The sequence below is a fragment of the Campylobacter sp. FOBRC14 genome (genome assembly GCF_000287855.1).
GTDB lineage: Bacteria > Campylobacterota > Campylobacteria > Campylobacterales > Campylobacteraceae > Campylobacter_A > Campylobacter_A curvus.
Genome location: NZ_ALJJ01000007.1, coordinates 138,718 through 161,519, shown reverse-complemented (window position 1 = coordinate 161,519; position 22,802 = coordinate 138,718). Strand labels below are relative to the sequence as shown.

26 protein-coding genes are annotated in these 22,802 nt (G+C 45.0%); 12 read left to right on the top strand and 14 right to left on the bottom strand.

Annotation, left to right across the window (positions count from 1 at the left end; translation table 11 throughout):
• Positions 1 to 86: 86 nt before the first annotated feature.
• Both HMPREF1139_RS01585 and HMPREF1139_RS01580 read left to right on the top strand, forming a co-directional pair.
• A complete protein-coding gene (locus tag HMPREF1139_RS01585; RefSeq protein WP_009649537.1) occupies positions 87 to 1,022 on the top strand; it encodes a DUF4299 family protein in 936 nt (311 codons plus the stop codon).
• A 19-nt stretch (positions 1,023 to 1,041) separates the two neighbouring features.
• Positions 1,042 to 1,812: an alpha/beta fold hydrolase gene (locus tag HMPREF1139_RS01580; RefSeq protein WP_009649548.1), complete on the top strand. Its 771-nt coding sequence runs from the start codon at positions 1,042 to 1,044 to the stop codon at positions 1,810 to 1,812.
• Positions 1,813 to 2,032: 220 nt separating this feature from the next.
• Here the strand turns inward: HMPREF1139_RS01580 and HMPREF1139_RS01575 are convergent, their stop codons facing one another.
• From HMPREF1139_RS01575 to glmM, 6 genes are all read right to left on the bottom strand, one after another.
• Positions 2,033 to 3,472: an acetyl-CoA carboxylase subunit A gene (locus HMPREF1139_RS01575; RefSeq protein WP_009649781.1), complete on the bottom strand. Its 1,440-nt coding sequence runs from the start codon at positions 3,470 to 3,472 to the stop codon at positions 2,033 to 2,035.
• A gap of 114 nt (positions 3,473 to 3,586) precedes the next feature.
• Positions 3,587 to 4,345 (bottom strand): hypothetical protein, encoded by a 759-nt coding sequence (locus HMPREF1139_RS01570; protein ID WP_009649446.1) that lies wholly within the window; start codon positions 4,343 to 4,345, stop codon positions 3,587 to 3,589.
• A gap of 64 nt (positions 4,346 to 4,409) precedes the next feature.
• On the bottom strand, positions 4,410 to 4,844 hold the full coding sequence (locus tag HMPREF1139_RS01565) for a CopD family protein (RefSeq protein WP_009649792.1): 435 nt from the start codon (positions 4,842 to 4,844) through the stop codon (positions 4,410 to 4,412).
• A gap of 9 nt (positions 4,845 to 4,853) precedes the next feature.
• The gene (locus HMPREF1139_RS01560; protein ID WP_009649703.1) at positions 4,854 to 5,213 is read right to left on the bottom strand and encodes an NINE protein; all 360 of its coding nucleotides are present in this window, start codon (positions 5,211 to 5,213) and stop codon (positions 4,854 to 4,856) included.
• 35 nt (positions 5,214 to 5,248) lie between these two features.
• Entirely contained in the window at positions 5,249 to 5,695 is a 447-nt protein-coding gene (gene lspA / locus HMPREF1139_RS01555; protein ID WP_009649532.1) for a signal peptidase II, read from the bottom strand.
• Positions 5,688 to 7,028 (bottom strand): phosphoglucosamine mutase, encoded by a 1,341-nt coding sequence (glmM, locus tag HMPREF1139_RS01550; protein WP_009649458.1) that lies wholly within the window; start codon positions 7,026 to 7,028, stop codon positions 5,688 to 5,690. Before glmM ends, lspA begins: the two co-directional genes overlap by 8 nt.
• A gap of 171 nt (positions 7,029 to 7,199) precedes the next feature.
• On the opposite strand from glmM, the gene rpsT reads away from it, so the two are divergent.
• The 3 genes from rpsT to HMPREF1139_RS01530 all read left to right on the top strand — a co-directional run bounded on the left by rpsT (position 7,200) and on the right by HMPREF1139_RS01530 (position 9,393).
• Positions 7,200 to 7,469 carry a 30S ribosomal protein S20 gene (gene rpsT, locus HMPREF1139_RS01545; RefSeq protein WP_009649831.1) on the top strand — a complete coding sequence of 90 codons (270 nt, stop codon included), beginning with the start codon at positions 7,200 to 7,202 and terminating at the stop codon, positions 7,467 to 7,469.
• 9 nt (positions 7,470 to 7,478) lie between these two features.
• Positions 7,479 to 8,546, top strand: coding sequence for a peptide chain release factor 1 (gene prfA / locus HMPREF1139_RS01540; RefSeq protein ID WP_009649749.1), 1,068 nt, complete (start codon positions 7,479 to 7,481; stop codon positions 8,544 to 8,546).
• A 427-nt stretch (positions 8,547 to 8,973) separates the two neighbouring features.
• Positions 8,974 to 9,393, top strand: a complete 420-nt coding sequence (locus HMPREF1139_RS01530; protein WP_009649852.1) for a TOBE domain-containing protein — start codon at positions 8,974 to 8,976, stop codon at positions 9,391 to 9,393.
• 42 nt (positions 9,394 to 9,435) lie between these two features.
• Here the strand turns inward: HMPREF1139_RS01530 and HMPREF1139_RS01525 are convergent, their stop codons facing one another.
• The gene (locus HMPREF1139_RS01525; RefSeq protein ID WP_034965923.1) at positions 9,436 to 9,675 is read right to left on the bottom strand and encodes a replication/maintenance protein RepL; all 240 of its coding nucleotides are present in this window, start codon (positions 9,673 to 9,675) and stop codon (positions 9,436 to 9,438) included.
• Positions 9,672 to 10,031 carry a diacylglycerol kinase gene (locus HMPREF1139_RS01520; RefSeq protein ID WP_009649439.1) on the bottom strand — a complete coding sequence of 120 codons (360 nt, stop codon included), beginning with the start codon at positions 10,029 to 10,031 and terminating at the stop codon, positions 9,672 to 9,674. The genes HMPREF1139_RS01525 and HMPREF1139_RS01520 overlap by 4 nt, the downstream gene beginning before the upstream one ends.
• A gap of 172 nt (positions 10,032 to 10,203) precedes the next feature.
• Between HMPREF1139_RS01520 and HMPREF1139_RS01515 the strand changes: the two genes are divergently transcribed.
• Positions 10,204 to 11,766: a flavocytochrome c gene (locus tag HMPREF1139_RS01515; RefSeq protein ID WP_009649624.1), complete on the top strand. Its 1,563-nt coding sequence runs from the start codon at positions 10,204 to 10,206 to the stop codon at positions 11,764 to 11,766.
• Between the two features lie 29 nt (positions 11,767 to 11,795).
• On the opposite strand, the gene HMPREF1139_RS01510 is transcribed toward HMPREF1139_RS01515, so the two are convergent.
• A complete protein-coding gene (locus tag HMPREF1139_RS01510) occupies positions 11,796 to 13,358 on the bottom strand; it encodes a phosphoethanolamine transferase (protein WP_009649871.1) in 1,563 nt (520 codons plus the stop codon).
• A 119-nt stretch (positions 13,359 to 13,477) separates the two neighbouring features.
• Between HMPREF1139_RS01510 and HMPREF1139_RS01505 the strand changes: the two genes are divergently transcribed.
• A complete protein-coding gene (locus HMPREF1139_RS01505; protein WP_009649883.1) occupies positions 13,478 to 14,236 on the top strand; it encodes an exodeoxyribonuclease III in 759 nt (252 codons plus the stop codon).
• A 450-nt stretch (positions 14,237 to 14,686) separates the two neighbouring features.
• Here the strand turns inward: HMPREF1139_RS01505 and HMPREF1139_RS01500 are convergent, their stop codons facing one another.
• The gene (locus tag HMPREF1139_RS01500) at positions 14,687 to 15,241 is read right to left on the bottom strand and encodes a manganese efflux pump MntP (RefSeq protein ID WP_009649657.1); all 555 of its coding nucleotides are present in this window, start codon (positions 15,239 to 15,241) and stop codon (positions 14,687 to 14,689) included.
• Positions 15,242 to 15,268: 27 nt separating this feature from the next.
• Entirely contained in the window at positions 15,269 to 15,991 is a 723-nt protein-coding gene (locus HMPREF1139_RS01495; RefSeq protein WP_009649651.1) for a class I SAM-dependent methyltransferase, read from the bottom strand.
• 46 nt (positions 15,992 to 16,037) lie between these two features.
• Here HMPREF1139_RS01495 and HMPREF1139_RS01490 point away from each other — a divergent pair, with 46 nt between their 5' ends.
• Positions 16,038 to 16,430, top strand: a complete 393-nt coding sequence (locus HMPREF1139_RS01490) for an acyl-CoA thioesterase (RefSeq protein ID WP_009649475.1) — start codon at positions 16,038 to 16,040, stop codon at positions 16,428 to 16,430.
• On the opposite strand, the gene HMPREF1139_RS01485 is transcribed toward HMPREF1139_RS01490, so the two are convergent.
• Positions 16,421 to 16,780 carry a Fur family transcriptional regulator gene (locus HMPREF1139_RS01485; protein WP_009649739.1) on the bottom strand — a complete coding sequence of 120 codons (360 nt, stop codon included), beginning with the start codon at positions 16,778 to 16,780 and terminating at the stop codon, positions 16,421 to 16,423. The genes HMPREF1139_RS01490 and HMPREF1139_RS01485 overlap by 10 nt on opposite strands.
• A gap of 292 nt (positions 16,781 to 17,072) precedes the next feature.
• On the opposite strand from HMPREF1139_RS01485, the gene HMPREF1139_RS01480 reads away from it, so the two are divergent.
• Genes HMPREF1139_RS01480 through HMPREF1139_RS01465 form a run of 4 tightly spaced genes read left to right on the top strand, consistent with a single transcriptional unit; the run spans position 17,073 to position 21,128 of the window.
• Positions 17,073 to 17,966: a metal ABC transporter solute-binding protein, Zn/Mn family gene (locus HMPREF1139_RS01480; RefSeq protein ID WP_009649742.1), complete on the top strand. Its 894-nt coding sequence runs from the start codon at positions 17,073 to 17,075 to the stop codon at positions 17,964 to 17,966.
• 3 nt (positions 17,967 to 17,969) lie between these two features.
• Positions 17,970 to 19,487, top strand: coding sequence for a nickel/cobalt transporter (locus HMPREF1139_RS01475; RefSeq protein WP_009649599.1), 1,518 nt, complete (start codon positions 17,970 to 17,972; stop codon positions 19,485 to 19,487).
• Positions 19,484 to 20,329, top strand: coding sequence for a metal ABC transporter ATP-binding protein (locus HMPREF1139_RS01470; protein ID WP_009649445.1), 846 nt, complete (start codon positions 19,484 to 19,486; stop codon positions 20,327 to 20,329). The genes HMPREF1139_RS01475 and HMPREF1139_RS01470 overlap by 4 nt, the downstream gene beginning before the upstream one ends.
• On the top strand, positions 20,322 to 21,128 hold the full coding sequence (locus HMPREF1139_RS01465) for a metal ABC transporter permease (RefSeq protein ID WP_009649877.1): 807 nt from the start codon (positions 20,322 to 20,324) through the stop codon (positions 21,126 to 21,128). Before HMPREF1139_RS01470 ends, HMPREF1139_RS01465 begins: the two co-directional genes overlap by 8 nt.
• A gap of 199 nt (positions 21,129 to 21,327) precedes the next feature.
• Here the strand turns inward: HMPREF1139_RS01465 and HMPREF1139_RS01460 are convergent, their stop codons facing one another.
• Both HMPREF1139_RS01460 and HMPREF1139_RS01455 read right to left on the bottom strand, forming a co-directional pair.
• The gene (locus tag HMPREF1139_RS01460; protein WP_009649733.1) at positions 21,328 to 21,747 is read right to left on the bottom strand and encodes a type II secretion system protein; all 420 of its coding nucleotides are present in this window, start codon (positions 21,745 to 21,747) and stop codon (positions 21,328 to 21,330) included.
• A gap of 96 nt (positions 21,748 to 21,843) precedes the next feature.
• Positions 21,844 to 22,764: a DMT family transporter gene (locus HMPREF1139_RS01455; protein ID WP_009649858.1), complete on the bottom strand. Its 921-nt coding sequence runs from the start codon at positions 22,762 to 22,764 to the stop codon at positions 21,844 to 21,846.
• Positions 22,765 to 22,802: the final 38 nt, after the last annotated feature.

Below are 22,802 nucleotides of genomic sequence, written 5' to 3'. Positions count from 1 at the left end.
TTCTCGTCTCTACGTGCCGTATGTTTAGATTTTGGCGATTTTCGCTATCATTTCAGATATCGCAAATACACCCCAAAGGAGCAAATATGAGCGTCGTTTTTTCCATAAAAAATAAAAAGAAGCTGCTTGGTTATGCAAGCGTGCTAAGCGTCGAGGAAGCGCTAGGGCTCGCGCCGAATTTAGCGCAGTTTAGCTTTGATGAGGACGAGAAGGGCTTTAACGCGCAGGCGTTTTACTCCTCAAAGATCCCGTACGAGGGCTGCATAGTTATCGGTGTAAAAGGCGTGAGCGGGCGCGGCTTTGAGCTAAACTACAATGAGGGCGAGAAGAGCTACGAGGTGCGCGTGCTGACCCCGAGCGCTCGCACTGACTGGCAGATCGCGCTGGAGTTCATGTCAAATTTAGCCGCCAGACTAGGTAGTCCTATTGTCGCTGACACCGACGAGCAAAGCTACGACTCGCAGGCCATCTTGAAATTTGATTACGAGCGTGATATAATGTTTGAACTACAAGCGACGAAAAACGACTTTGAAAAGAACAAGACCGACACGTATATCAACTACGGCATCACACGCCCTTTCGTGATGAATTTAGCGATGATAGACGAAATTTTAGCGGACGCCGATCCTGTGGGTAAATATAGCCAAATGCTAGTCTCCACGCAGCATCTAGACGCCTATGCGGCGCATCAGCAGTTTTTTGAGAACGAGGCGGGCGAGATATTAGGCCTATACGTGTTGTCGCAGGGGCTGGATACGTTGCTGCCGTTTGAGCCGTACATCGAGTATGAAAACCTCGAAATCCTAGGCGATAGGAAGGTCGCCAAGTGGCAGCTCTCGCTCGTGGCGGTGGACGGTGACGACCAGAACGAGGAGTCGTATAAGCCTTTTGCGGATGTGCCGTATAAAAAATTTATGGCGAATTTACCGCAGGATAAATACCGCTTCATCGACGCTACGTATATCGAGATAAAGGGACTTAGCAAGCAGGAGATGGAGCAGATCGCAGCAAAGTGCGAGTGAGGCAAATTTAGGAGCGAATATGCAGGAGATGAAAACGGAATTTGGACGTGTGAGATTTAGCGATCTACCCGGTGAGAGGATGCCGATCGTGTTTATCCACGGGTGGGGCTGTGCAGGCTCTTTTGACTATGCGGAGTGTGTCAGCAGCGGTGCTTTGGTGGGGCATAGACGAGTGCTAGTCGATATACTGGGAGCTGGATACAGCGATAAGCCAGAAAATTTCGACTACCTACCGCAAAGTCACGCGCGCTACATCTGCGAACTCGTAAAGCGGCTAAATTTAGGCGAATTTATCGTCTGCGGGCACAGTCTGGGCGCTCGCGCGGCAGTCGCGGTGGCTGAGAATTTACCGCACGAAGTAAAGGGTGTCATCTTGATCGAGGGTTCGATCGAAAAGGAATTTTTGCCATATATTGACGAGGGCGAGGCGAAATTTATTAGCGAAAACCGTGAGAAATTTATCGCTGATTGCACGAACGATGAGGATATGCGCTTTGTAGCGAGCATGCGCCAGTGGTCAGCAGTCGCACTTTGGCGCTCTGCAAGCGAGCTAATGAGCGAGGGCTCCGGCGAGTGGGCGCGTAGATTTTATGCGCTAGCTCAGCCTAAAATTTTCATCGCTGGCGGTGCGAGTGAAGAGGGCGGCTTCGATCTGAACGCTATCACAAAAGCTGGCATAGAGATCTTGAGCGTGCCAAACGGGGCGCACGCGATGATCTGGGAGATGCCAGCTATCACGGCAGAGTGGATCGCCAAAGCCGCCGCGAAGCTCACAAAGGACGGACTTTAGCCTAAATCTCGTGCTGGATGATGTGCGGGTGTGAGGCGCTTAAATTTTCATGTAGGTAGCGTCCTTTGACCGACCGCATGATTTGATAGCGCCTGAGTCTTGGCTCTGCTGTGCGTAAATTTACGTAGCTAGCACCTAGCAAGAGCTTATAACATAGACGTACTAGCGTAGGGTAAGGCCTTGTGCGAGGGATTTGACCTCAAAGGAGGTCAAAATTTATTTATCTCTTTTTCCTATACCTTTTTATGGCCTCGGTGATGACCTCCTCCAGGTCTGCCGCAGGGTCGGTATTTGTGTCGTCGTGCGTATTTTCCAGGATGGTTTTTAGGTTTTTTTCGACGTAGCTCGTGTCAAAAAAACCTCGTCTAAATTCGCGGCTCTTACTGATGGCGAGTAAAAACGGGATGATCGTTCGCACTCCTTCGATCGTAAATTCCTCCAGTGCGCGCTCCAGTTTATTTACGGCTAGGTCGTAGTCGGTGGCCTTTACGATGAGCTTTGCCACGAGCGAGTCGAAAAACGGCGGTATCGTGTAGTCTTTGTAGGCATGACTATCGACGCGCACGGACGGGCCAAGTGCCGGGTAATAGCCGGTGATGGTTCCTGGAGCCGGGGTGAAATTTTGCCAGACATTTTCAGCGGTGATACGTGCCTCGATCGCGTAGCCGCGCGGCTTTATGTCGCTTTGCTCGATCTCTAAAAGCTCGCCCGCAGCGATACGTATCTGCCTCACGACCAGGTCGTGCCCCGTGATCTCCTCGGTCACGCCGTGCTCGACTTGGATACGGGTATTCATCTCCATGAAGTAAAAGTTGTTGTAATCATCGAGCAAAAACTCGATCGTGCCGACATTTGAGTAGCCTACCGCCTTGGCTGCAGCAACGGCTGTCATACCCATGACCTTACGTAGATTTTCGCTTATGGACGGGCATGGCGCGATCTCGATGATCTTTTGGTGGCGGCGCTGTATCGAGCAGTCGCGCTCGCAAAGGTGTATGATGTTGCCGTAGTTGTCGCCTAAGATTTGAAATTCTATGTGGCGGGGATTGACCACGAGCTTTTCCATAAAGACCTCATCGTTGTTAAAATACGCTTTGGCCTCTCTGGTGCAGGAGTTGAAAGCGTTTTCCATATCCTCCTCTTGCCAGACCTCGCGTATGCCGCGTCCGCCGCCACCGCCGCTAGCTTTTAAGATGACAGGATAGCCGATACGTCTGGCGTGCTCTTTGATGGTATCCATGCTATCGTCGTTTAGCTTCTCGGTGCCCGGGACTATCGGTATCCCGTTTTTTTTCATCAGATAGCGAGCGATGTTTTTATCGCCCATTTTGCGGATCACATCAGCCTTTGGGCCGATGAAGATGAGCCCCGCATCCTCGACCATTTTAGCAAATTCGTAGTTTTCGCTCAAAAAGCCGTATCCCGGGTGTATCGCGTCCGCTCCGCACTCTTTTGCGAGCTTGACGATAGCTTTTGCATCAAGATAGCCTTTTATCGGATCGTCACCTACCATGTGGGCCTCGTCGGCTATCCTTACGTGCAGGCATTGCGCGTCGGGAGCCGTGTAGATGGCTACGCTTTGCATATGCAAGTCGCGACACGCGCGCACTATCCTAACGGCGATCTCGCCGCGGTTAGCGATGAGAATTTTATGTATCATTGGCTATCCTTGTTCGGTTTTTATTATCATATCTTTTAAAGATTTATTTTTTGATAAATTTGCTTAAATTTAGGCGCTATTTTGATGGTGCCAGCGCTTTTTAGGAGCGAAATTTCACCACTCGTTCATCGCGTATAAAAGTGCTAGGCGATTTTGACGTAAAAGCTCATCGGAAAGCTCGTCATACTCTTTTCCTAGCCCCTTTTGCTGCGCCATATATGGTGGGCTGTCGTTCCACGAGCCCATCGCGCCAAATACATCCGAGATATCAGCCGCTAAAAATAGCCCTAAATTTGGCCGTGGTAGGGCTAGGATATTTTTGTCTATATACTCCGCAGCTACGGTGTCATCGTCGTTTAGAGCGTCCAGTGCCTTTTGGAAAAGACGGGCAAAATTTTCACATTCGATCTCTTGCGCCAAGGCCTTGATACGCGTCAAAATAGACACGAATTCCGTCCTATTATCGTCAAATTTAGGCTTTTGTTCGGGCGGATTTTCCCATTTATTCTCGTTGTATGTTATCTGCCATTTGCCATCTTGCAAAGATCCACGAGTAAATTCCCAGTGTGGTGAGAGATAGCTGACCGATCCGTCCTTAAAATAGCAAGCTATGCCGCTTTGAGTAGTGTTTGAAAAGCCAAGCAAAGAGCGATCCGGCATGCTAGTAGGAGATAGAAATTTCATATCGTCCAGCCCAAGATTTCGCGTGCGTTCAAACCACTCGCTCACATTTCGTGCAACGCTACCATCTTGAAATAAAAATTTTGTCTCATCTTCGTATTTTAGCGGAGTGTAGCCTATCTCGCCGCCATTTTTCAGGGCTATTTTGGCTACCGTAACGATAGCGCAGATCTGATACATCTGTCCGTTCATTTTGGCCCTTGTTGGTGTTACGAGGAGCAAACGAGTAAAATCTACTCATCGCCCCTCTTAAATTTTAGAAAGGATTTACTATCATGACCCAGATGATGATCAAAAGACAGATCGTCGGGACCTCGTTGTATGCCCTAAAGAACATACCAGACCGACTACAGCGTTTCTCGCGAAGCTGTTTCATATATCTGCCAAGATCAAGATGGTAAATCGCCATGAGCACTACGACTAATATCTTTACGTGGATGTGCCCGGTTTTTAGTAGATCAGGCATGGCTATCAGTATCAAAGCTCCCGTAACGAAAGAGCCGATGAGTGCGACCCAGCCGATGTAATGATACATCTTATACTCCTGCACCTCGACGACTTTGACGAAGTCGGGCTTATCCATATTTTCGGCGTGATAGACATAAAGTCGCGGCTGGTAGAATAAAAACGCCATCCACGACACGAAAAATATGTAATGTAAAAATTTAAAGTAAAGGTAATACTCCGACATTTCCTCTCCTTATCTAAAAAGTATCTCGCGTCTTGCTTCAAATTCCGCTTTGCTTATCGCCCCGCTCTCGTATAGCTCGTAAAGCCGCTTCAAATCAGCCTCCTTGCTCTGCATCTTGAGGCTTCTTTTAAGCTCCTCTTTTTGTAAATTTCGCTCTACGTAAGAGCTCGTCAAAAACACGTCGATCACCCACCAGATGCCCCAAACTGCGAGGAATAAGTAACCGATCAAGACGATCTTGAGTGCTGCTCCTACGAAAAACAGCCCCATCATCAAAAATCCGCTGATAAATTTACCTAAATATATCCTGTGAGCTCCGAGCCAGCCGGCGAAAAACCATAATGCGTAAGCGATATAAATATTGTTCATTTCTTTCCTTTAGTGCGCTAGAGCGGGGCAAAATTTTAATCCTTTGAGCCGGCAAAAAAGCTTTGCCAAAGTATCAAAACAACCGCAAGGTCAATCATAACATCTGCAAAGTTAAAAACAGCAAAATTAAACCATTTGTGCCAAAAAACGTAGTCTACGACGCCTCCGTGGATGAAGCGATCGATGATGTTCGAGCTGCCGGCCCCAAGTAGCGCTCCAAGCGCGGTGGCGTGGGCATTTAGCAGGTGCTTTTCTAGGATCAGGTACAAAAAGACTGCGGCGATGAGCGCAAGCTGGATAAATTTCAGCCATTTGCCCAAAAAGGCGAACATCGAAAACGCTACGCCTTCGTTGTAGGTAAGCACGAGCGAGAAATACTCGCCCTCCCAGCTAAAGCCGCCTATAAACAGCATTTTGATGGCTTGATCGAGTGCAAATATCAGCGCGAAAGCCGTGAAAAATTTGATCAAAATTTTAGGCATTTAGAGCTTTTATGAAAAATTTCTCGACTTCATTCATGCGCTTTTCGACTAAATTTTGATTTTTGCCCTCAAGCAAGAGACGTATCACGTTTTCGGTGCCAGAGTATCTAAACAGCGACCTGATGCCGTCTTTTTCGAGACTTTTTTCGAGCTCTTTTAGCCCCGCGATCTTTTCAAGCGGCTTTTTCTCCGTGATCTTTAAATTTAGCAAAATTTGTGGATACGGCTTGATGGCTTTAAAAATTTCGCTCGCTTTTTTGCCCTTTTTTAGCATCATCGCGACGACTTGCATCGAGGTCACGAGCCCGTCGCCGGTTTTGGCATAGTCGTTAAATATCACGTGTCCGCTTTGCTCTCCGCCAAAATTTATGCCGTTTTCTTTCATCATCTCAAGGACATATTTGTCGCCGACATTTGCGCGAAGCAGTTTGATTTTGTGAGATTTCAGATAGTCTTCCAAGGCTGCGTTGCTCATGACGGTCGCGACGACTGCGCCGCCTTTTAACGCCTTTTTCTCATTCAGATAAGTGGCCAGCACGCCAAGCACGGCATCTCCATGCACGACTTCGCCGTTTTCATCGACCACTACTAGCCTGTCAGCATCCCCGTCAAATGCAAAGCCGATGTCTGCACGCAGACGTTTTACCTCGTTTGCAAGCTCCTCGGGATGCAGCGCTCCGCAGCTTTGGTTGATATTGCTTCCGTTTGGCTCGTCGTTTATCACGATGACATCGGCTCCAAGCTCGCTAAATACAGTCGGTGCGACCTTGTAAGCCGCGCCGTTTGCGACATCTAGCACTACTCTTAAATTTTTAAGCGTCAGCTCTTTTGGGAAGGAATTTTTGATTTGTACGATGTAGCGGCCGATAACATCGTCTATACGCTTGTTCGCGCCAATTTCGGTCATCGTTTTTTGAGCGTTTGCGATCATCTCGTCATCGTAGTAAATTTTTTCGATCTCGGCTTCTATGTTTTCTTCTATCTTGTCGCCGCAATTATCGAAAAATTTTATGCCGTTGTCGTAGTATGGGTTATGACTGGCACTTATCATGATGCCTGCGTCACAGCGCATATTTTCGGTCAAAAATGCGATCGCAGGCGTAGGCATCGGACCGATTTGAAGCACATTGTATCCGACTGCAGTTAGCCCTGCAACTATCGCGGTTTCTATCATATAGCCGCTTTTTCTGGTATCTTTGCCGACTAGGATCACGTTTGTAGCGGAGTATTTTCTAAAGTAAATTCCGGCCGCCATCGCAAGGCGCATAGCCGTTTGTGCAGAGAGCTTTTCTCCGGCTTTGCCACGAACGCCGTCAGTACCAAATAGTTTCATAGATTATCCTTTTATTAAAATTTAGCCTCGTTGATTTCAGCGTTATTTTATCAAAATTTCTCAAATTTAAGCCCTAAAATTTTTCTCACTCTTTAAATTTTACTTAAATTAAGCGCCATTTAAAACTAAATTTTATATAATCACGGACTAAAATTATCAAAAAGGTATATTATGGCAAACCATAAATCTGCTGAAAAAAGAGCAAGACAGACTATAAAAAGAACTGAAAGAAACAGATTTTACCGCACAAGACTTAAAAACATAACAAAAGCTGTGCGTGAAGCTGTTGAAGCAAAAGACGTAAATGCCGCTAATGAAGCGCTTAAGCTCGCAAATAAAAGCATCCATAGCTTCGTAAGCAAGGGCTTTTTGAAAAAACAAACCGCAGCTCGCCGCGTTAGCCGCCTTGCACAACTTGTAAATACATTAAAAGCCGCCTAATCTCCCTTAATGTTTGCCGACAAACTCCGTCCATTTTTGGATCGCTATAATGAAATTTCCGCACTTCTTGGCGATCCAAATATAATAAACGACATCGAAAAGATGACCAAACTCTCAAAAGAGCAGTCATCTATCGAACCTATCAAAAATGCGGCAAGCCAATATCTACAAACACTAGACGATATCGAAGAAAACAAAGCCCTGCTTGATGACGCCGAGCTTAGCGAGCTTGCGCGCGAGGAGCTAAAATCAGCCCAAGTCCGCAAAGAAGAGCTTGAAAACGAGATCAAAATTTTACTCTTGCCAAAAGATCCTAACGACGATAAAAATATCTTTTTAGAGATCCGTGCAGGCACCGGTGGCGATGAGGCGGCGCTTTTCGTAGGAGATTTGTTTAACGCTTACATTAGATATGCTGATTTGCGCGGGTATAAATTTGAGATCGTCAGTCAAAGTGAAGGAAGTGCGGGGGGATTTAAAGAGATCATCTTGCTTATCAAAGGTAAGGGAGCTTATTCGCGCTTAAAATTTGAGGGCGGTACTCACCGCGTCCAGCGTGTGCCGGAGACCGAGAGTCAGGGGCGCGTGCATACCTCAGCCGTCACAGTCGCGATCATGCCCGAGGTCGAAGACAGCGAGATCGAGATAAATCCAAACGACCTTCGTATCGACGTCATGCGAAGCTCCGGGCATGGCGGGCAAAGCGTAAATACGACCGATAGTGCTGTGCGTATCACTCACATCCCTACAGGACTCGTCGTCACAAACCAAGACGGCAAGAGCCAGCACAAAAATAAAGAGGCTGCGATGAAAGTGCTAAAGGCTCGCCTTTACGAGATGCAAGAGGCCGAACGTATCGCCAAAGAGACTAGCGAGCGCAAGAGCCAAGTCGGTACGGGAGATCGCTCCGGACGCATCCGCACCTATAACTTCCCGCAAAATCGCATAAGCGATCACCGTATAAATTTGACCCTTTACCGCCTCGATGCGATAATGGCGGGCGGACTTTTCGATGAGATCATCGAGCCGCTGATCGCTCATCATCAGGCCGAAGCGATCACTGACGCCGGGCTTTGATATATATTTATAAAAGGCTCTGTTGCAATATTTCATTGATTTTTAGCTTTCAAAGCAGGAGAATGCGAATAGCATTCGAGTAAAAATCTTATGAAGCGACGCTATCGCCGCCGATTTTGAGGGAAGCTATAAAGCTGACCGCCAAAATCGTGCTATATGTTCGGCGCTTTGCGGAGCAAATAAGATTTGCGAAGCGTTCGTTTAAGGCTATCAGCACTTTATTAAAACAGAGCCTTATAAAATATAAATCGACATTTCGCAAAGTTATTTTTGTAAATTTCTAACTCACAGATCCCAAAAATAGGCAATCTTGGCATTAAAATTTTATATTTGTTATGTTTTAAATTTACATATATTCTTTTTAAGTTTGGCTTAATTTTATTCAATTACAATTTCACTCACAAAACCAAAAATCAAAGGAGACGAAATGTCTATAAGTGCAAGAAATCAACTAAACGTTGAGATAACAGAGGTAAAATCAGGTGCGGTAAATTCGCTGATAGTAGCTAAAATGCCTGGTGGTGAGACACTAAAAGCGACAGTTACGATAGATAGCGAAAAGGCTCTTGGGCTAAAAGCCGGCAAAAAAGCAGTATTTTTGTTTAAGGCTTCAAGCGTTATCGTCGCTAAAAATGGTGAGCTAAAGCTAAGCGCTACAAACCAAATCAAAGGCGTTGTGAGCGAAGTTAAAGACGGAGCTGTAAATTCAGAGATCATCATTGATGCAAAAGGCGATAAAATTTCAGCTATCATAACAAAACATTCATCAGAGCATATGCATCTAAAAGTAGGCGACAGCGTCACTGCGATCATCAAAGCGACACAGATCATCGTCGGCGTTAAATAATTTCAAAGGGCGTTTCACCCTTTTGCTTCTAAATTCCTCAAATTAATTCGTAAGATTAAGTTTATAAAGCCCGTTTTTGACTTTGCTAAAAATTTTAGCCTTTTGCAGAAGTTTAAAGGTCTCAATGACGGTCGGTTTGCTGACGTTTAAATTTTCGCAAATTTCAGAAATTTTGCAAAAGATAAATCCGTTTTCATCGCAGTTTAAAAGCAGCAAATTTATGATCTCGACCTTCTTTTCGCCTAGTATCGCCGAGTAAATTCCCTTTTCGTTTGGTGTCATAGCAAGGTCCAAAGTGTCAGCACCCAAACGATCGCGGCTATTACGATCGATAAAAATACGGCCGCACTTCCGGCGTCTTTAGCCGCCTTTGCTAGCGGATGGATGTCTCTCGTGCATAGATCTACGCACCTTTCTACCGCTGAATTTACACACTCTGCAAAGAGCACGAATATGAGCGAAACTATAAGAGCGATGTGTGAATTTAGGCTAGTTGGTAAGAAAAACGAAACGGCAATGAGCGGGGCGATGATGTAAATTTCTATGCGAAAGGAGCTTTCTTTGCCGTAAATTTCGCAAAGTCCGTCCAATGCGTATTTCGTATTTTTAAAAAAGTTATATTTTGGCTGATTTCTCATGATCTTCCTTTGGCCTGAAATATATCATTTTGATGCTTACAAATAGTTTTTGTAGTACTCGGGATTATAATTTTAATACTAGCTTATATATAAAAATTAATTTGATATTTTTAGTAAAAAGTTGTATAATCAACTTAAGAAATAGTAACTATCTTACTTCAAAGGAGCGAACATGAAAAAACAAGGTTTATCCAGAAGGGATTTTGTTAAATTTAGTGCGGTAGGCGCTAGCGCTTTGGCACTTAGCGGTATGAATTTAGTCGCTGCAATGAACGAAAAAGACGTCAAATGGGACGAGGAATTCGACGTCGTCATCATAGGCTCGGGCTTTGCCGCTCTTGCAGCCGGTGTGACATCGGCTAAAAAGGGCAACAAGGTCGTTTTGATCGAGAAAATGGGACGACTCGGAGGAAATTCCGTCATAAACGGGGGTATTTTTGCCGTTCCAAATAGCGACATCCAAAAGAAAGCCGGCATAAAAGACAGTACGGAGCTTTTTATGAACGACTGCCTCAAGGCCGGTCGGGGCATAAACCACAGAGAGCTTCTTGAAATGCTTGGCAAAAGAGCACAAGATGCGTATAAGCTAACGCTTGATTGCGGTGCTAAATACATCGATCAGCTCACACATGCGGGCGGCCACTCCGTGCCAAGGAGTCTTCAGACTGAAAACGGCAGCGGCTCTGGTATCGTGCTTCCTATGATCGGCACGTTTGAAAAGCTTGATGGTACGACTGTCAAAAAAAGAACGAAATTTGACAACTTCGTCTTTGACGACAAAGGCGCGGTCGTAGGCGTCATCGTGCGAGAAAACTATAAATTTGACGGAAATTTGATGAGCGATGATGTCGAAAACAAAGGCGGCGACACCAAATACATCAAAGCTAAAAAGGCCGTTATGCTGGCTGCAGGCGGGTTTTGCCGAGATAAAATTTTTAGACGTTTGCAAGATCCTAGGATCACGCCAGAAACCGACTCCACGAACCACCCAGGAGCCACAGCAGGCGCGCTCTTGACGGCATTTAGAGCGGGCGCATACCCTGTGCAGCCAAGCTGGATACAATACGGACCTTGGGGATGTGCAGATGAGACCGGCTTTGGCGTCGGCTCGATGTTTAATGTAAATGGCTCTTTCCCGTTTGGAATTTCAGTCAATCCTCGCACTGGCAAACGCTACATGAACGAGCTCGCAGATCGTCGCACAAGGACCGAGGCGATGTTTAAGGTCATCCACGAAAAGGGCGATGATGATAAGAATTTCCCTATAAACTTCTGCGATTCGCGTGCATTAAAGCACATGTTGCCTGGACACTACGAAAAGGCGCTTGAGGCTGGAATTTGCAAGAAATTTGATACCATAGACGCCTTAGCCGCGGAGTATAAGATCCCGGTAGCCGAGCTTAAAAAGACTATCGCAAGGTATAATGAATTCGTCAAAAAAGGCAAGGACGAGGACTTTGGCAAGCCAGTCGCTGCGACTACGACAAAGGGCATCGACATATCTGTACCGCCGTTTTACGCAGAGCGCGGAACGCCAAAAGTCCACCATACGATGGGCGGGCTAAACATCAACACTAAAGCGCAGGTCATAAACTCGCTGACTGCTCAGCCGATACCAAATCTCTACGCTGCAGGCGAGATAACAGGCGGTGTGCATGGTGCCAGCCGTCTTGGCTCCGTAGCGATAACCGATTGCCTCACGTTTGGCATGATAGCCGCCGAGACGATCGGCTAAATTTAGAAAAAGCCCGAACTCTTCGGGCTTTATTTTATATTAAATAGGTCTAAATTTTGCTTGTAGACGCTTGTATTTATGTCAAAAAAGCCAAGTAGCGAATGAAAGACGTTATCCTGAGAGAAGCGCTCGCCTTTTACGTTTTGTAAATTTTGCTTTTTATCCTTTAGGCTTTCGCCAAACCAAGCGATGGCAGGGATATGCTTTTGCTCGTCAGGCGCTATGGCGTATGGCAGACCGTGCAGATAAATGCCGTTTTCTCCGAGGCTCTCGCCGTGATCAGAGAGATAAAATAGCGCTACATCGGCGTTTGCTTCTTGCTCTTTTAGCATATCGATTAGATTTGACATTATGAAATCAGTGTAAAGTATCGTGTTGTCATAGACGTTTACGATCTCTTCACTGCTGCAGTTTTTTAGCTCGCTGGTTTCGCAAGAGGGGCTAAACTGGGCAAATTCTTTTGGATACCTCTCAAAGTATGTCGGTCCGTGCGAGCCGATGATGTGGATGAATATAGCCGTATCGTTGCCATCTTTTTTGGCGATCTCTAGCCAGTTTTTAGCGTCTTCAAGTAGCACGGTATCCATGCCGACATCTCTTTGGATTACATTTTTCATACGGTCGCACACTCCCTTGCAGCCGTTGTCGTTTTCGGCCCAATACACATCAACGCCTGTTTTTGCCAGGATGTCGATCGCGTTTTCTTGGTTATTCGCCTTATCGACCGAGAAATTTTCACGCCCTAAATTTGAAAACATACAAGGGACGGACTGAGCCGTAGCCGTGCCGCAAGAGTAGAAATTTGGCAAGCTCACGACATCTTTTATTTGAGTAAATTTGTTCGTATCGTGTAGCTTGTAGCCGTTTAGCGAGTAGTTTGCCGAGCGCGCTGCTTCGCCGACTATGAAAATAAGGATCTTTTGCCTGTCACCTTTTACTCTAGTAGCGTCGGCTGCGATAATTTTGAATTCCTCTTTTTTATAAAAATATCTTTTCTTTATGAATTTATTTGTCGAATATATCGGGTAAAATGGCAAGTTGTAAAATCTAGCGTGATTGTGCTCTCTAAAAAAGGGCATATACGTCTTTGTCAAAAATACACTAAATACTCCCAAAACGACTAAGCAGCCAAGTGTGAATGAGACTCTTTTGATGAGCTCTTGCTTGAAATTTGCGTATCGCACTTTTACTTTTATGATATAGATTATCGGCAAAATGCACGTAAAAACGAGCCATAGTATTAGATTAAAATTTAGATAGCTTGCGGCTTCGTCCGGATTGGTCTCAAACACGTTTCTTATCATCTCACTATCTAAAATAACACCGTAAGCACCCATAAAATAAGCGCTTAAACTACTGATCAGCACCGTAAGTACTGCGATAAATTTCCAAATATATGGCATCAGCAGGACCGAGTATATGAAATTAGTCAATATAAAATAAATGATAGGAAGCGTGAAAAATATCGTTTTATTACCATCAAAGCTTATATCTTTAAAGCAGAATAAGAAAAATTGGTAGTTTAGTAAAGACATAAAAATACTAAAAACCAAAATCAACGTAAGTGTCTTGATATATAGGACCTTTTGCATGAAAAACCTTTCAGTAGTATTGAAATAAAATCAAAGACGGTATTTTAATATTTTTTTAGTTATATAAAGCAAAAATTTGATATTTTTCGTCTAATAAATTTAAAATTTTAAGGCTTTTAATGAAACTGATCAGCTGGAATGTAAATGGACTGCGCGCCGTTGCCGCAAAGGACGGCTTTGCGTGGGTGGCGGGGCTTAAGCCCGATTTTCTGGGCTTGCAAGAGATAAAGGTAAAAGAAGCCGACGTGCCGCCTGAAATTTATAAGCTTGGCTTTAACGAGATCAGCGTAAATTCCGCGGTGAGAGCGGGGTATTCTGGCGTGATGAGCCTGTCTAAATTTAACACCGCCACACAAAAATCGCTCTTTTTTAACGATGACGAGGGGCGAGTGCTCGAACACCGCTTCGGCAATGTCGCGCTGTTTAATATCTATTTTCCAAACGGGCAAAAAGATGACGCACGGCTTGCTTACAAGATGGACTTTTACGCCAAATTTCTCGCATACATCGACGCTCTGGTCGCTCAGGGGCTGGACGTGATATTTTGCGGCGACGTCAATACCGCCCACCGCGAGATTGACCTCAAAAACCCAAAGGCAAACGCCAAAACTTCGGGCTTTTTGCCCATCGAGCGGGCGTGGCTGGATGAGGTCGTGGCGCATGGCTTCATCGACACCTTCCGCGAGGTGCATGGGGACGCGGCGGACGCGTATTCATGGTGGAGTTATCGCTTCAACGCGCGTGCGAAAAACGTTGGCTGGCGGATTGATTATTTTTTCATCTCACAAAGCCTAAAAAGCCGCCTAAAAGACGCATTCATCCTCGCTGACATCGGCGGTAGTGACCACTGTCCGGTTGGTATTGAGATCGAGCTTTGATAGTATTGGTTTTTAAAAGGCTGTTTATAATAAATCATTGATACTTGCTTCGCAATTGCGAGCAGAGCGTCACGAGCGACAGCGAAGTATCTTGAAAAGCTGCGAGACAAAGTCGAAGCAGAAACATCGGCGGTGATAAGCTCGCTAGCAAGGTTTTTACAGGGATGCTGTTCACATTCTCCTGCTTTGAGAGCTGAAAATCAATGAAATATTTTAACAGATCTATAAAATTTAGCGAGATCAAATTTTATTAGCGACGATACCCGCATTTTAGGAAATACTCTTGGTATCGTCTATGATCGCTTTTAACGCCTAAAATTTGTAAAGCCACCATAATAAACTATAACATTTATATATCTATTAATAGTTTAATAATAAATTTTATGTAAAAATATAAATATATTACATAATATTTATGTAAATAACTCTTGCCAGGAGAGTAAATTCAGCCTAGATGCGATCTACTAAATGTGTAATGAGGATCTTCGTGCCAAGCCCGATCAGTATCAGGCCTCCCAGCACGAGTGCTTTGGCCTCTAGCCATGCGCCTAAAATTTTACCGACATAACAGGCCGCCGTGCAAAGCACGAAGCAAACTGTACCGATGATCAAACAAGAGTAGGCTATATCGACATTTGCAAAGCTAAAAGTTATACCGACAGCGAGCGCATCGATACTGGTAGCAACTGCTCCAAGGGCTAGATCCTTGCTGCTAAGGTTGATCAAACAGGGCTCATCTTTGGTGTGGTGGGCTTCCAAGATCATCTTCGCGCCCAAAAAGCCCAATATGCCAAACGCGATGAAATGGTCGATCTCTTGGATGAAATTTACAAAGCTAAGCCCCAAAATATAGCCTAAAAATGGCATAAGCGCTTGAAAAACGCCAAAAATTAGCGCCGTTTTTAGGACTTGCAAAAAGCCTAAAGTGCGACATTTCGTGCCGCTCGCGATGCTAAGTGCGACGCTATCCATCGCCAGTGCAAACGCCAGTAGTAAAATTTCCATCCGCTTCCTTTTTAAAATTTTGAAGCGTTAGAATACAAAAAGTTTCATTAAAGAATCGATAGTCTCGACCAAATAGCCATCTTTGCAAAGCGGCCTTAGCATCGTAATGATCTCGTTTTTGTCAAATTTCAGCCCGTTTATCTCAAGGTGCCAGCAGATGTTCTCAAGCGCCTCGTCAAAGCTACGCCTAGCTGTCCTGCTCTCGCTTAAAAGCTCGCTTTTATAGGCTAAATTTTGCACTTTTAGCCACTCTTCGAGGCGACGCGTGGCGGGGTATTCTGACGCCTGCCTGCCAAATTTCTTAAAAAACGGCTCGAGAATGTCCGATGTCCTGGACCTCGCCCAGCCCAGGTAAATTTTGACCTCGCCCAGCGCGTAAAATTTCTTAAAATCTTCTTCGCTCGCTATCGCCGGACTCATCGTCGTAAGCGCGATGTCATAAATTTCATCGTAGCTAAATTCTTGCCAGCTTTTTTGAACGGCGGTCACGTTTTTTACGCTAAATTTTGCGGCGTCTTGCCTTAAAATATCGATCATACCGGCGGAGCTGTCCACTGCGGTAATGTGCGAGGCTTCTTTTGCCAGAAGTAGCGTCCAAACGCCAGTACCACAGCCGATATCAACGAGTGACTTGCCGCTAAAATTTACACCGAAATTTTGCAGCGCATCAAAAACTTGTCGCTGAAATTTATTGATACTGCCGTCAAATCTTTGATAATTGCTCGCTTTTTTATCCCAGATATTTTGCATCTAAATCCCCGTTTTTGGGTATAATTTTAGCAAAAAGGGCGGCAAAATGAAAGAATTCATCTACAAGCTAAAAGTCCCGCCGCAGGCTATCGACATGCACGGGCATATGAACAACACTTATTATTTCGTGCTCATGCAAGAGGCGGCATTTGCGCACTCTGACGCGGTAGGCGATACGCTGGACGCTCAGCGCGAGCGAAACGGCGTCTGGCTCATCAGGGCTAACGAAGCCACATATATCGCGCCCGTAAAGCTTGGCGATCAAATCGAGATCCACACCTGGACGCAGGCTGATAAAAAGGCTACTTCGTTAAGATTTTTTGAGTTTAAAAAAGATGGCAAGATCATCGCAAAAGCAAAGACGACTTTCGTTTATTTCGATCCGATTTCGCAGCGACCAAAGGCGATCCCGGAGGATATCATCGCGCTTTATGAGTGATCGCACTCTTCGCAGATGCCCTTTATGACGGCACTTTTTACGATCTTTGCTTGCTTTGGCATCGGCACTTCGATATTCGTGACTTTGTGACAGACGTCGCAGATGAAATACGCTTTCGCTCCGTCTGCGAGCTCGTAGTAGCTTTTGTGGTTGTTTTCGGTTTTTACGATGAGGTTTTGCTTCTCAAAGAGCTCCATACTGCGGTAGATCGTCGTTTTGTTCGCATCTAAATTTTGTAAAATTTCGTCGTAGCTAAGAGGCGTTTTGCTGGCATTTAAAATTTCGACCAGCTGCATCCTCAGCGGCGTAGGCTTTATGCCGTGCTCTTGTAAAAATTTCTCGATGTCCATATTTTGCCTTTAGTTTTGCTTATATTAACGCTAAAATTTTTAAATTTAATTTAAAAAATGAAAGCATTCATAAAAAATCAAGGCTCTTTTCTGAAAATTTAAAAGCTTCGCTTTCGTTTGTGTTAGGCACTCTGTCCTTTGCTCGTATCGTTTGACTATGCTACGAATACGCGCCTCGCTAGAAAAATAGTCTAAAATTTAGAAATTTCAGATAAAATTCAAACTTAAATCTCTTAAGTTGCAACTTAGTTGCATTTTGCTAAACTTGCGGATTATTTTTAAAGGAGAGATAATGAGAAAAATTTTCACTTTGCTAGTCATAAGTGTAGTTGCATTATTTGCCAAACCTATCGTAACCGCAAGTATTTTGCCGACAAAATACTTCATCGAGCAGATCGCCGGCGACACGCTTGATGTCAATGTCATGGTCGGCAAGGGCGCAGACCCGCACACATACGAGCCAAAGCCAAAGCAGATGAAAGAGCTTGAAAAAAGCAAGCTTTATTTTGCCGTTGGTATCGAGTTTGAGGACGCTTGGCTGGATAGATTTTCAAAGACTTATAAGAATTTAAAGATCGTAAAGACTCAAGAGGGTATCCAAAAGATCGCGATGAGTGAGGAGCATGAGCACGAACATGACGGCGACAAACACCACGAACACGAGCATCATGATCATGACGGACATCATCACCACCATCATGACGGCCTTGATCCGCACATCTGGCTCGATCCTGTGCTTGTAAAAACTCAAGCTGAAAATATCGCAAACGCTTTGATCGCCGAGTTTCCTGCAAATGCCGAGCTTTATAAGGCAAATTTAGCTAAATTCGAGACCAAGCTTGACGAGCTTAATAAATTCATCGCTGATAAATTGCAAAACATAAAGAGCCGCGTATTTATCGTATATCATCCGTCGTGGGGATATTTCGCTAAACGCTATAACCTGGAGCAAATCGCTATCGAAGTCGAGGGCAAAGAGCCAAAACCGACCGATATCGCCGAGCTCATCGACGAGGCTAAAGAGCACGGTGTGAAGGTCATTTTCGTAGCTCCACAGTTTCCTAAAAAAGCGGCTAAGCTGATAGCCGAGCAAGCCGGAGCCACCGTCGAGGAGCTCGATCAGTTGCCTTTAAACTGGCTGGATGAGATGAAAAAAACGGCTGAAATTTTAGCCCGAAGCCTTTAATCAATGCTCGTGCGCGTCCTTTTGCTAAGTCTAGTTTATCTGCAGGCCTTTGGATGCGCACTCTGCTCGCTTTATAGTCCAACCGCGCACGTAAATACGGCGTTTGAGGTCAAACAAGACAAAATTTCGGCGATAAAATTCACATGGACTTTTTCTGAGAATTTCTCGCAGCTCATGCAGCAAAATTTCGACCTGAATTCTGATAAAAAGATCGATGATAACGAGCTTCGCCAGATACGTTTAAATTTACTTGACTACCTTGTGCCAAGGCATTTTCTAGTAGATATCGAGCACTTTTACAAGGACGAAAACGCCACTAAGCTAAAGCTGAATTTAAGGGATTACAAGCTTTATTTCGACGAGGGACGACTGAAATTCAACCTCGCGTTCAACACCGACTTGCCTATAAAAAACGACTATGTCATCTCGGTCGAAATTTTCGATAAAGAGGGATATTTCAACTTCAAATTCCTAGACAGCGACGCGTTTAAAATTTCGCCTAAAGTTTGGGTCATACCAAATCCAAACTCAAATGTCATCTTTTACACGCTCTCGACCGAGCAAAGCGCCAAGGAGCACAACGACAAGCCAAGCTTGAGCGCAGTCGTAAAACAGCAAAACGAGCATGCCGATATAGACGCGATCGACGAGCAAAAATTTGACTCCGTCACAAAGGCCAGCCTTGGCTTTTTAGACGAGCTGAAGCAACTTTTACGGCAAAATTCCGAAACGTTTAAATTCGCTTCGTTTTCGTTCATGCTGCTTTGCTCGTTCATCTACGGCTTTTTACACGCTGCGGGCGCAGGGCACGGTAAGATGCTTACGGGCTCGTATTTTGCGGCGACCGGAGGCAGCTACGTAAAGGCCGCTCTCTTTTCGCTAAAGATCGGCTTTTTGCACGTTATCGGCGCGTTTTTATTCGTTTGCCTGATGTTTGCGCTACTTTCTGGGGTGAGTGCCGGCTACACTAAAGACGCGGGTAGGATAACGACCGTCGCTTCGGCGATAGTCATCATCGCCATTTCGCTTTATATGTTTTATAAAAAGCTGAAATTTTACACCTCAAAGCCTACGGTCGGGCGGAATTCTTATATTTTTGACGTTTCTAAAAACGGTGCACCTGACGCCACCCGCGCTAAGATGAAATTTCAGCCCGCAGTACACGCAGCGCAGTGTGGCTGTAATGTCTGCTCGCAGAAAAAGGCCGAGCCAAAAGGCTATCATGAGTGGCTGGTAGCCGCAGCCGCAGCGCTTATCCCGTGTCCTGGCACGATCCTGGTTTTCGTGCTGGCTCACGAGCTTGGAAGCTACTTTGCAGGCTTTATGAGCGGCGCATTTATGGCACTTGGCATGAGCGCGATCATATTCATCGCCGCGGTCTTTGGCGCCAAGCTAAATCAAAACGCCTTTAGCAAGCTCAATCATTTTAAAATTTACGCTGAATTCCTCGCTCTTGCAGTGATGCTCGGGCTTGGGGTTTTCATACTTTTTACGACTACGACGCAAGTGAGTGTATTTTGAAGCATACTATCGAGATAAAAGATCTAAATTTCAGCTACGACAAGCAGCTCGTGCTGGAAAATATAAACCTGACCTACGACAGCAAGGACTTTCTAGCTATAATCGGGCCAAACGGCGGCGGCAAAAGCACGCTTTTAAAGCTGATGCTAGGGCTCATCGAGCCTCAAAGCGGAGAGATAAGGCTCTTTGGTCAAAAGCCCAAAAATATCAGCAAATTCATCGGATACGTCCCTCAAAATTTCCTCTCTAACCAAAGCTTTCCTATGCGCGTCATAGAGGTTGTTTTGATGGGGTTATTGGATAAAAAGATGTTTGGCTTTTACTCTAAAAGTGAGCGAGCGCAGGCCGAGGGGGCGCTAGAGAGCGTCGGTATGGCGGGCTTTAGCGAGCAGCGCATAGGAGAGCTTAGCGGCGGGCAAAGACAGCGCGTTTATATCGCTCGTGCGCTTTGTGCGAACGCTAAAATTTTGATGTTAGATGAGCCCACCGCGAGCATAGATACAAAGGGCCAGGCTGAAATCTACACTATCTTGAAACAGATAAACTCGCACGGTATAGGCGTCGTGCTCGTCAGTCACGATCTAAATATCGCGCTAAACTACGCGACGAAGGTCGCCTACGTCAGTAAAAATTTATACCTACATGATATCTCGCCGCAGATTATGAAGCGTGATTTCATCGAGCATCTAGTGCATGAGCACAACCACTTCTGCGATGTCGAGGTGGCCATTGGCGAGTGCGTTTGCGAGCATGAAAAGACGCAAGGCGAAATTTCTGGTGTGAGCGAGCAAGGGCCTGCGACAATGAAATTTAACATCTTTAAAGGTCGCTACGATGGCTGAAATTTTGAGCCTAAGCTTTATGCAAAATGCTTTGCTGGCGGGCGTTTTAGTCAGCATAGTCTGCGGCATGATAGGCTCGCTCGTGGTGATAAACCGCATGACCTTCATCGCCGGCGGTATCGCGCACGGAGCATACGGTGGTATAGGGCTGGCATTTTTCTTTTCGCTGGAGCCGCTGCTTGGCGCTGGGCTGTTTTCGCTATTTTTAGCCCTCGTTATCGCGACTATCACGCTACATGACAAAACCAAGATCGACTCCGTCATCGGCGCGATATGGGCGTTTGGCATGGCGATTGGTATCATATTTATCGACCTCACCCCCGGCTACAATGCCGACTTGATGAGCTATCTTTTTGGCTCTATACTCGCAGTCAGCCATAGCGATCTACTTTTCATGGGCGCGATAGATGCGACATTTATCGTCATCATCGCGGTCTTTTACCGTCAGTTCGTAGCTTTAAGCTTTGATGCGGAATTTGCAAAGCTGCGTGGAGTGGATACGACGTTTTTTTACTATCTGCTCGTTTGTATGATGGCGCTTTGCGTGGTCGCGACTATCCGCGTAGTAGGGCTTATTTTAGTCATCGCGCTACTTACCATACCGCCTTATATAGCTCAAGTCTTTGCCAAGAGACTAGGCTCGATGATGGTCATCTCGGCGCTTTTTTCGGTAGCGTTTTGCGTCGCCGGACTGATGCTTAGCTTCTGGCTGAATTTAACCAGCGGCGCTAGTATCATCCTCGTAGCTTCGCTTTGCTTTTTTGTGTTTTGTTTTAAATTTAAGGATCTAAGGGGCTAGTTTATCTCGCTCCACTCGTTTTCTAAATTTAAAAGCTTCGCAAATTTTACTCGCTTCAGTAATGACTACGATCGCTGACGGTAGCATCGCTTCATGAGGTTTGACTTTATTTTGACAGTTAAAAATTAAAAATTTTATTTGGATAAAAGGAGCAAAGAGCCAAAAGGCTCTTTGATTAAGATTTAGTGAGCAAAATTTATTAGTATTTTACTCCCATGCCCCCAAATTTTAGGGTATTTTTAGTTTTGTTGTCGTTACTTGTGATATTGTCTTTAAGTTGTACTAAACCAGGCAATTTCCAAACATCTTTGCAAAGACCATCTTCACCTATTGTTGCACCTATCGTGCCGTTGCCTGCATCATTACCTATTGTAAGACAAGTGTCTGTCTTTGCTTTAACAGGGTTTGGTACATTGCTCATGTTTTTAATATCCGAAAAAGAACCTTGTGACGTATAATAAGCACCAATATCTGCAACCAAAGTTTGGACATTAGTAGCCACCTTTGAAATCTCCGCATCATCTCTAGTAGCTGCTAGTCTTGGGATAGCGACAGCTGCCAAGATACCTAAAATCACGATCACGAAGATCAACTCGATCATTGTAAAACCCTTTTTCATGGTTTTCTCCTTTTTGAAGTTTTGTATTTGTTATACGATTGCGAATTATACTACGAAATTCGTTTTTTTGCAAACAAATTTTAAATTTTTTATAAACTAGCCATTTTGTGGGCTTTGTGTGCTTGGTATTTGGCTAAATTCTATCCGTTTACTTTTATAATACGATCCAAGTTCGCTTATGACGATGCCGGCTAGTATTATCGCCGCTCCTGAAATTTGCACTGAATTTAGATATTCTCCGCCTACAAAATACCCCAGCACGCCCGCACTAACCGGCTCAAGCGTAAAAATGAGCGCCGCTTTTACGGGCGAGGTGTAGCGAAGCATGAGATGCTGCATGATAAAGCCAAAAAGCGTGGCAAAAACGATAGATATCACCATCGCTTTGTAAAAAGCGTAGTCTAAATTCGGTGTCGCTCCGCCCTCAAAGATAAAAGCGAAAATAAGGCTTAGCACGCAGACGACCGCAAACTGTGTATTTATCAGCATAAAAAGCTCACAGCGCTTGACAAAGATGCTTGTAAATATGATATGAAGCGCCCAAGCAAAGGCGCAAACGACGCTCAGAAGCTCGCCAAAGCTTAGGCCAAACCTGGCATTTGAGAGGAAATAAAGCCCAAGAGCGCCTAAAAATATGCCGACGAACGAATAAACGTAAATTCTTTGACGAAAGAGCAAAAACATCAAAAACGGCACGATGACGACGTTTAGACCTGATATGAAGGCGACCGCGCCGCTATACGTGAATTTAAACGCAAATGTTTGAGCGCTGAAACCGCAAAATAAAAATAGCCCCAAGATGACGCCGTATTTGACGGAATTTGGGTCAAATTTTCTAAATTTGAGCGTAAAGGCGGACATCAGTAGAAACGATATCAAAAATCGCCAAAAAAGTATCGTAAAGACGCCGTTTGTCGCGGTCGCTCCCGCCATCGGTAAAAACGTCGCTCCCCAAACCAAAGCGACAAAGATGAGCGCGATATCCGCGCGGAATTCTTTCGTTTTTAGTCTATTCATCATATTCCTTTTAGTTTAGTTCTTTTTGGTAAAATTTT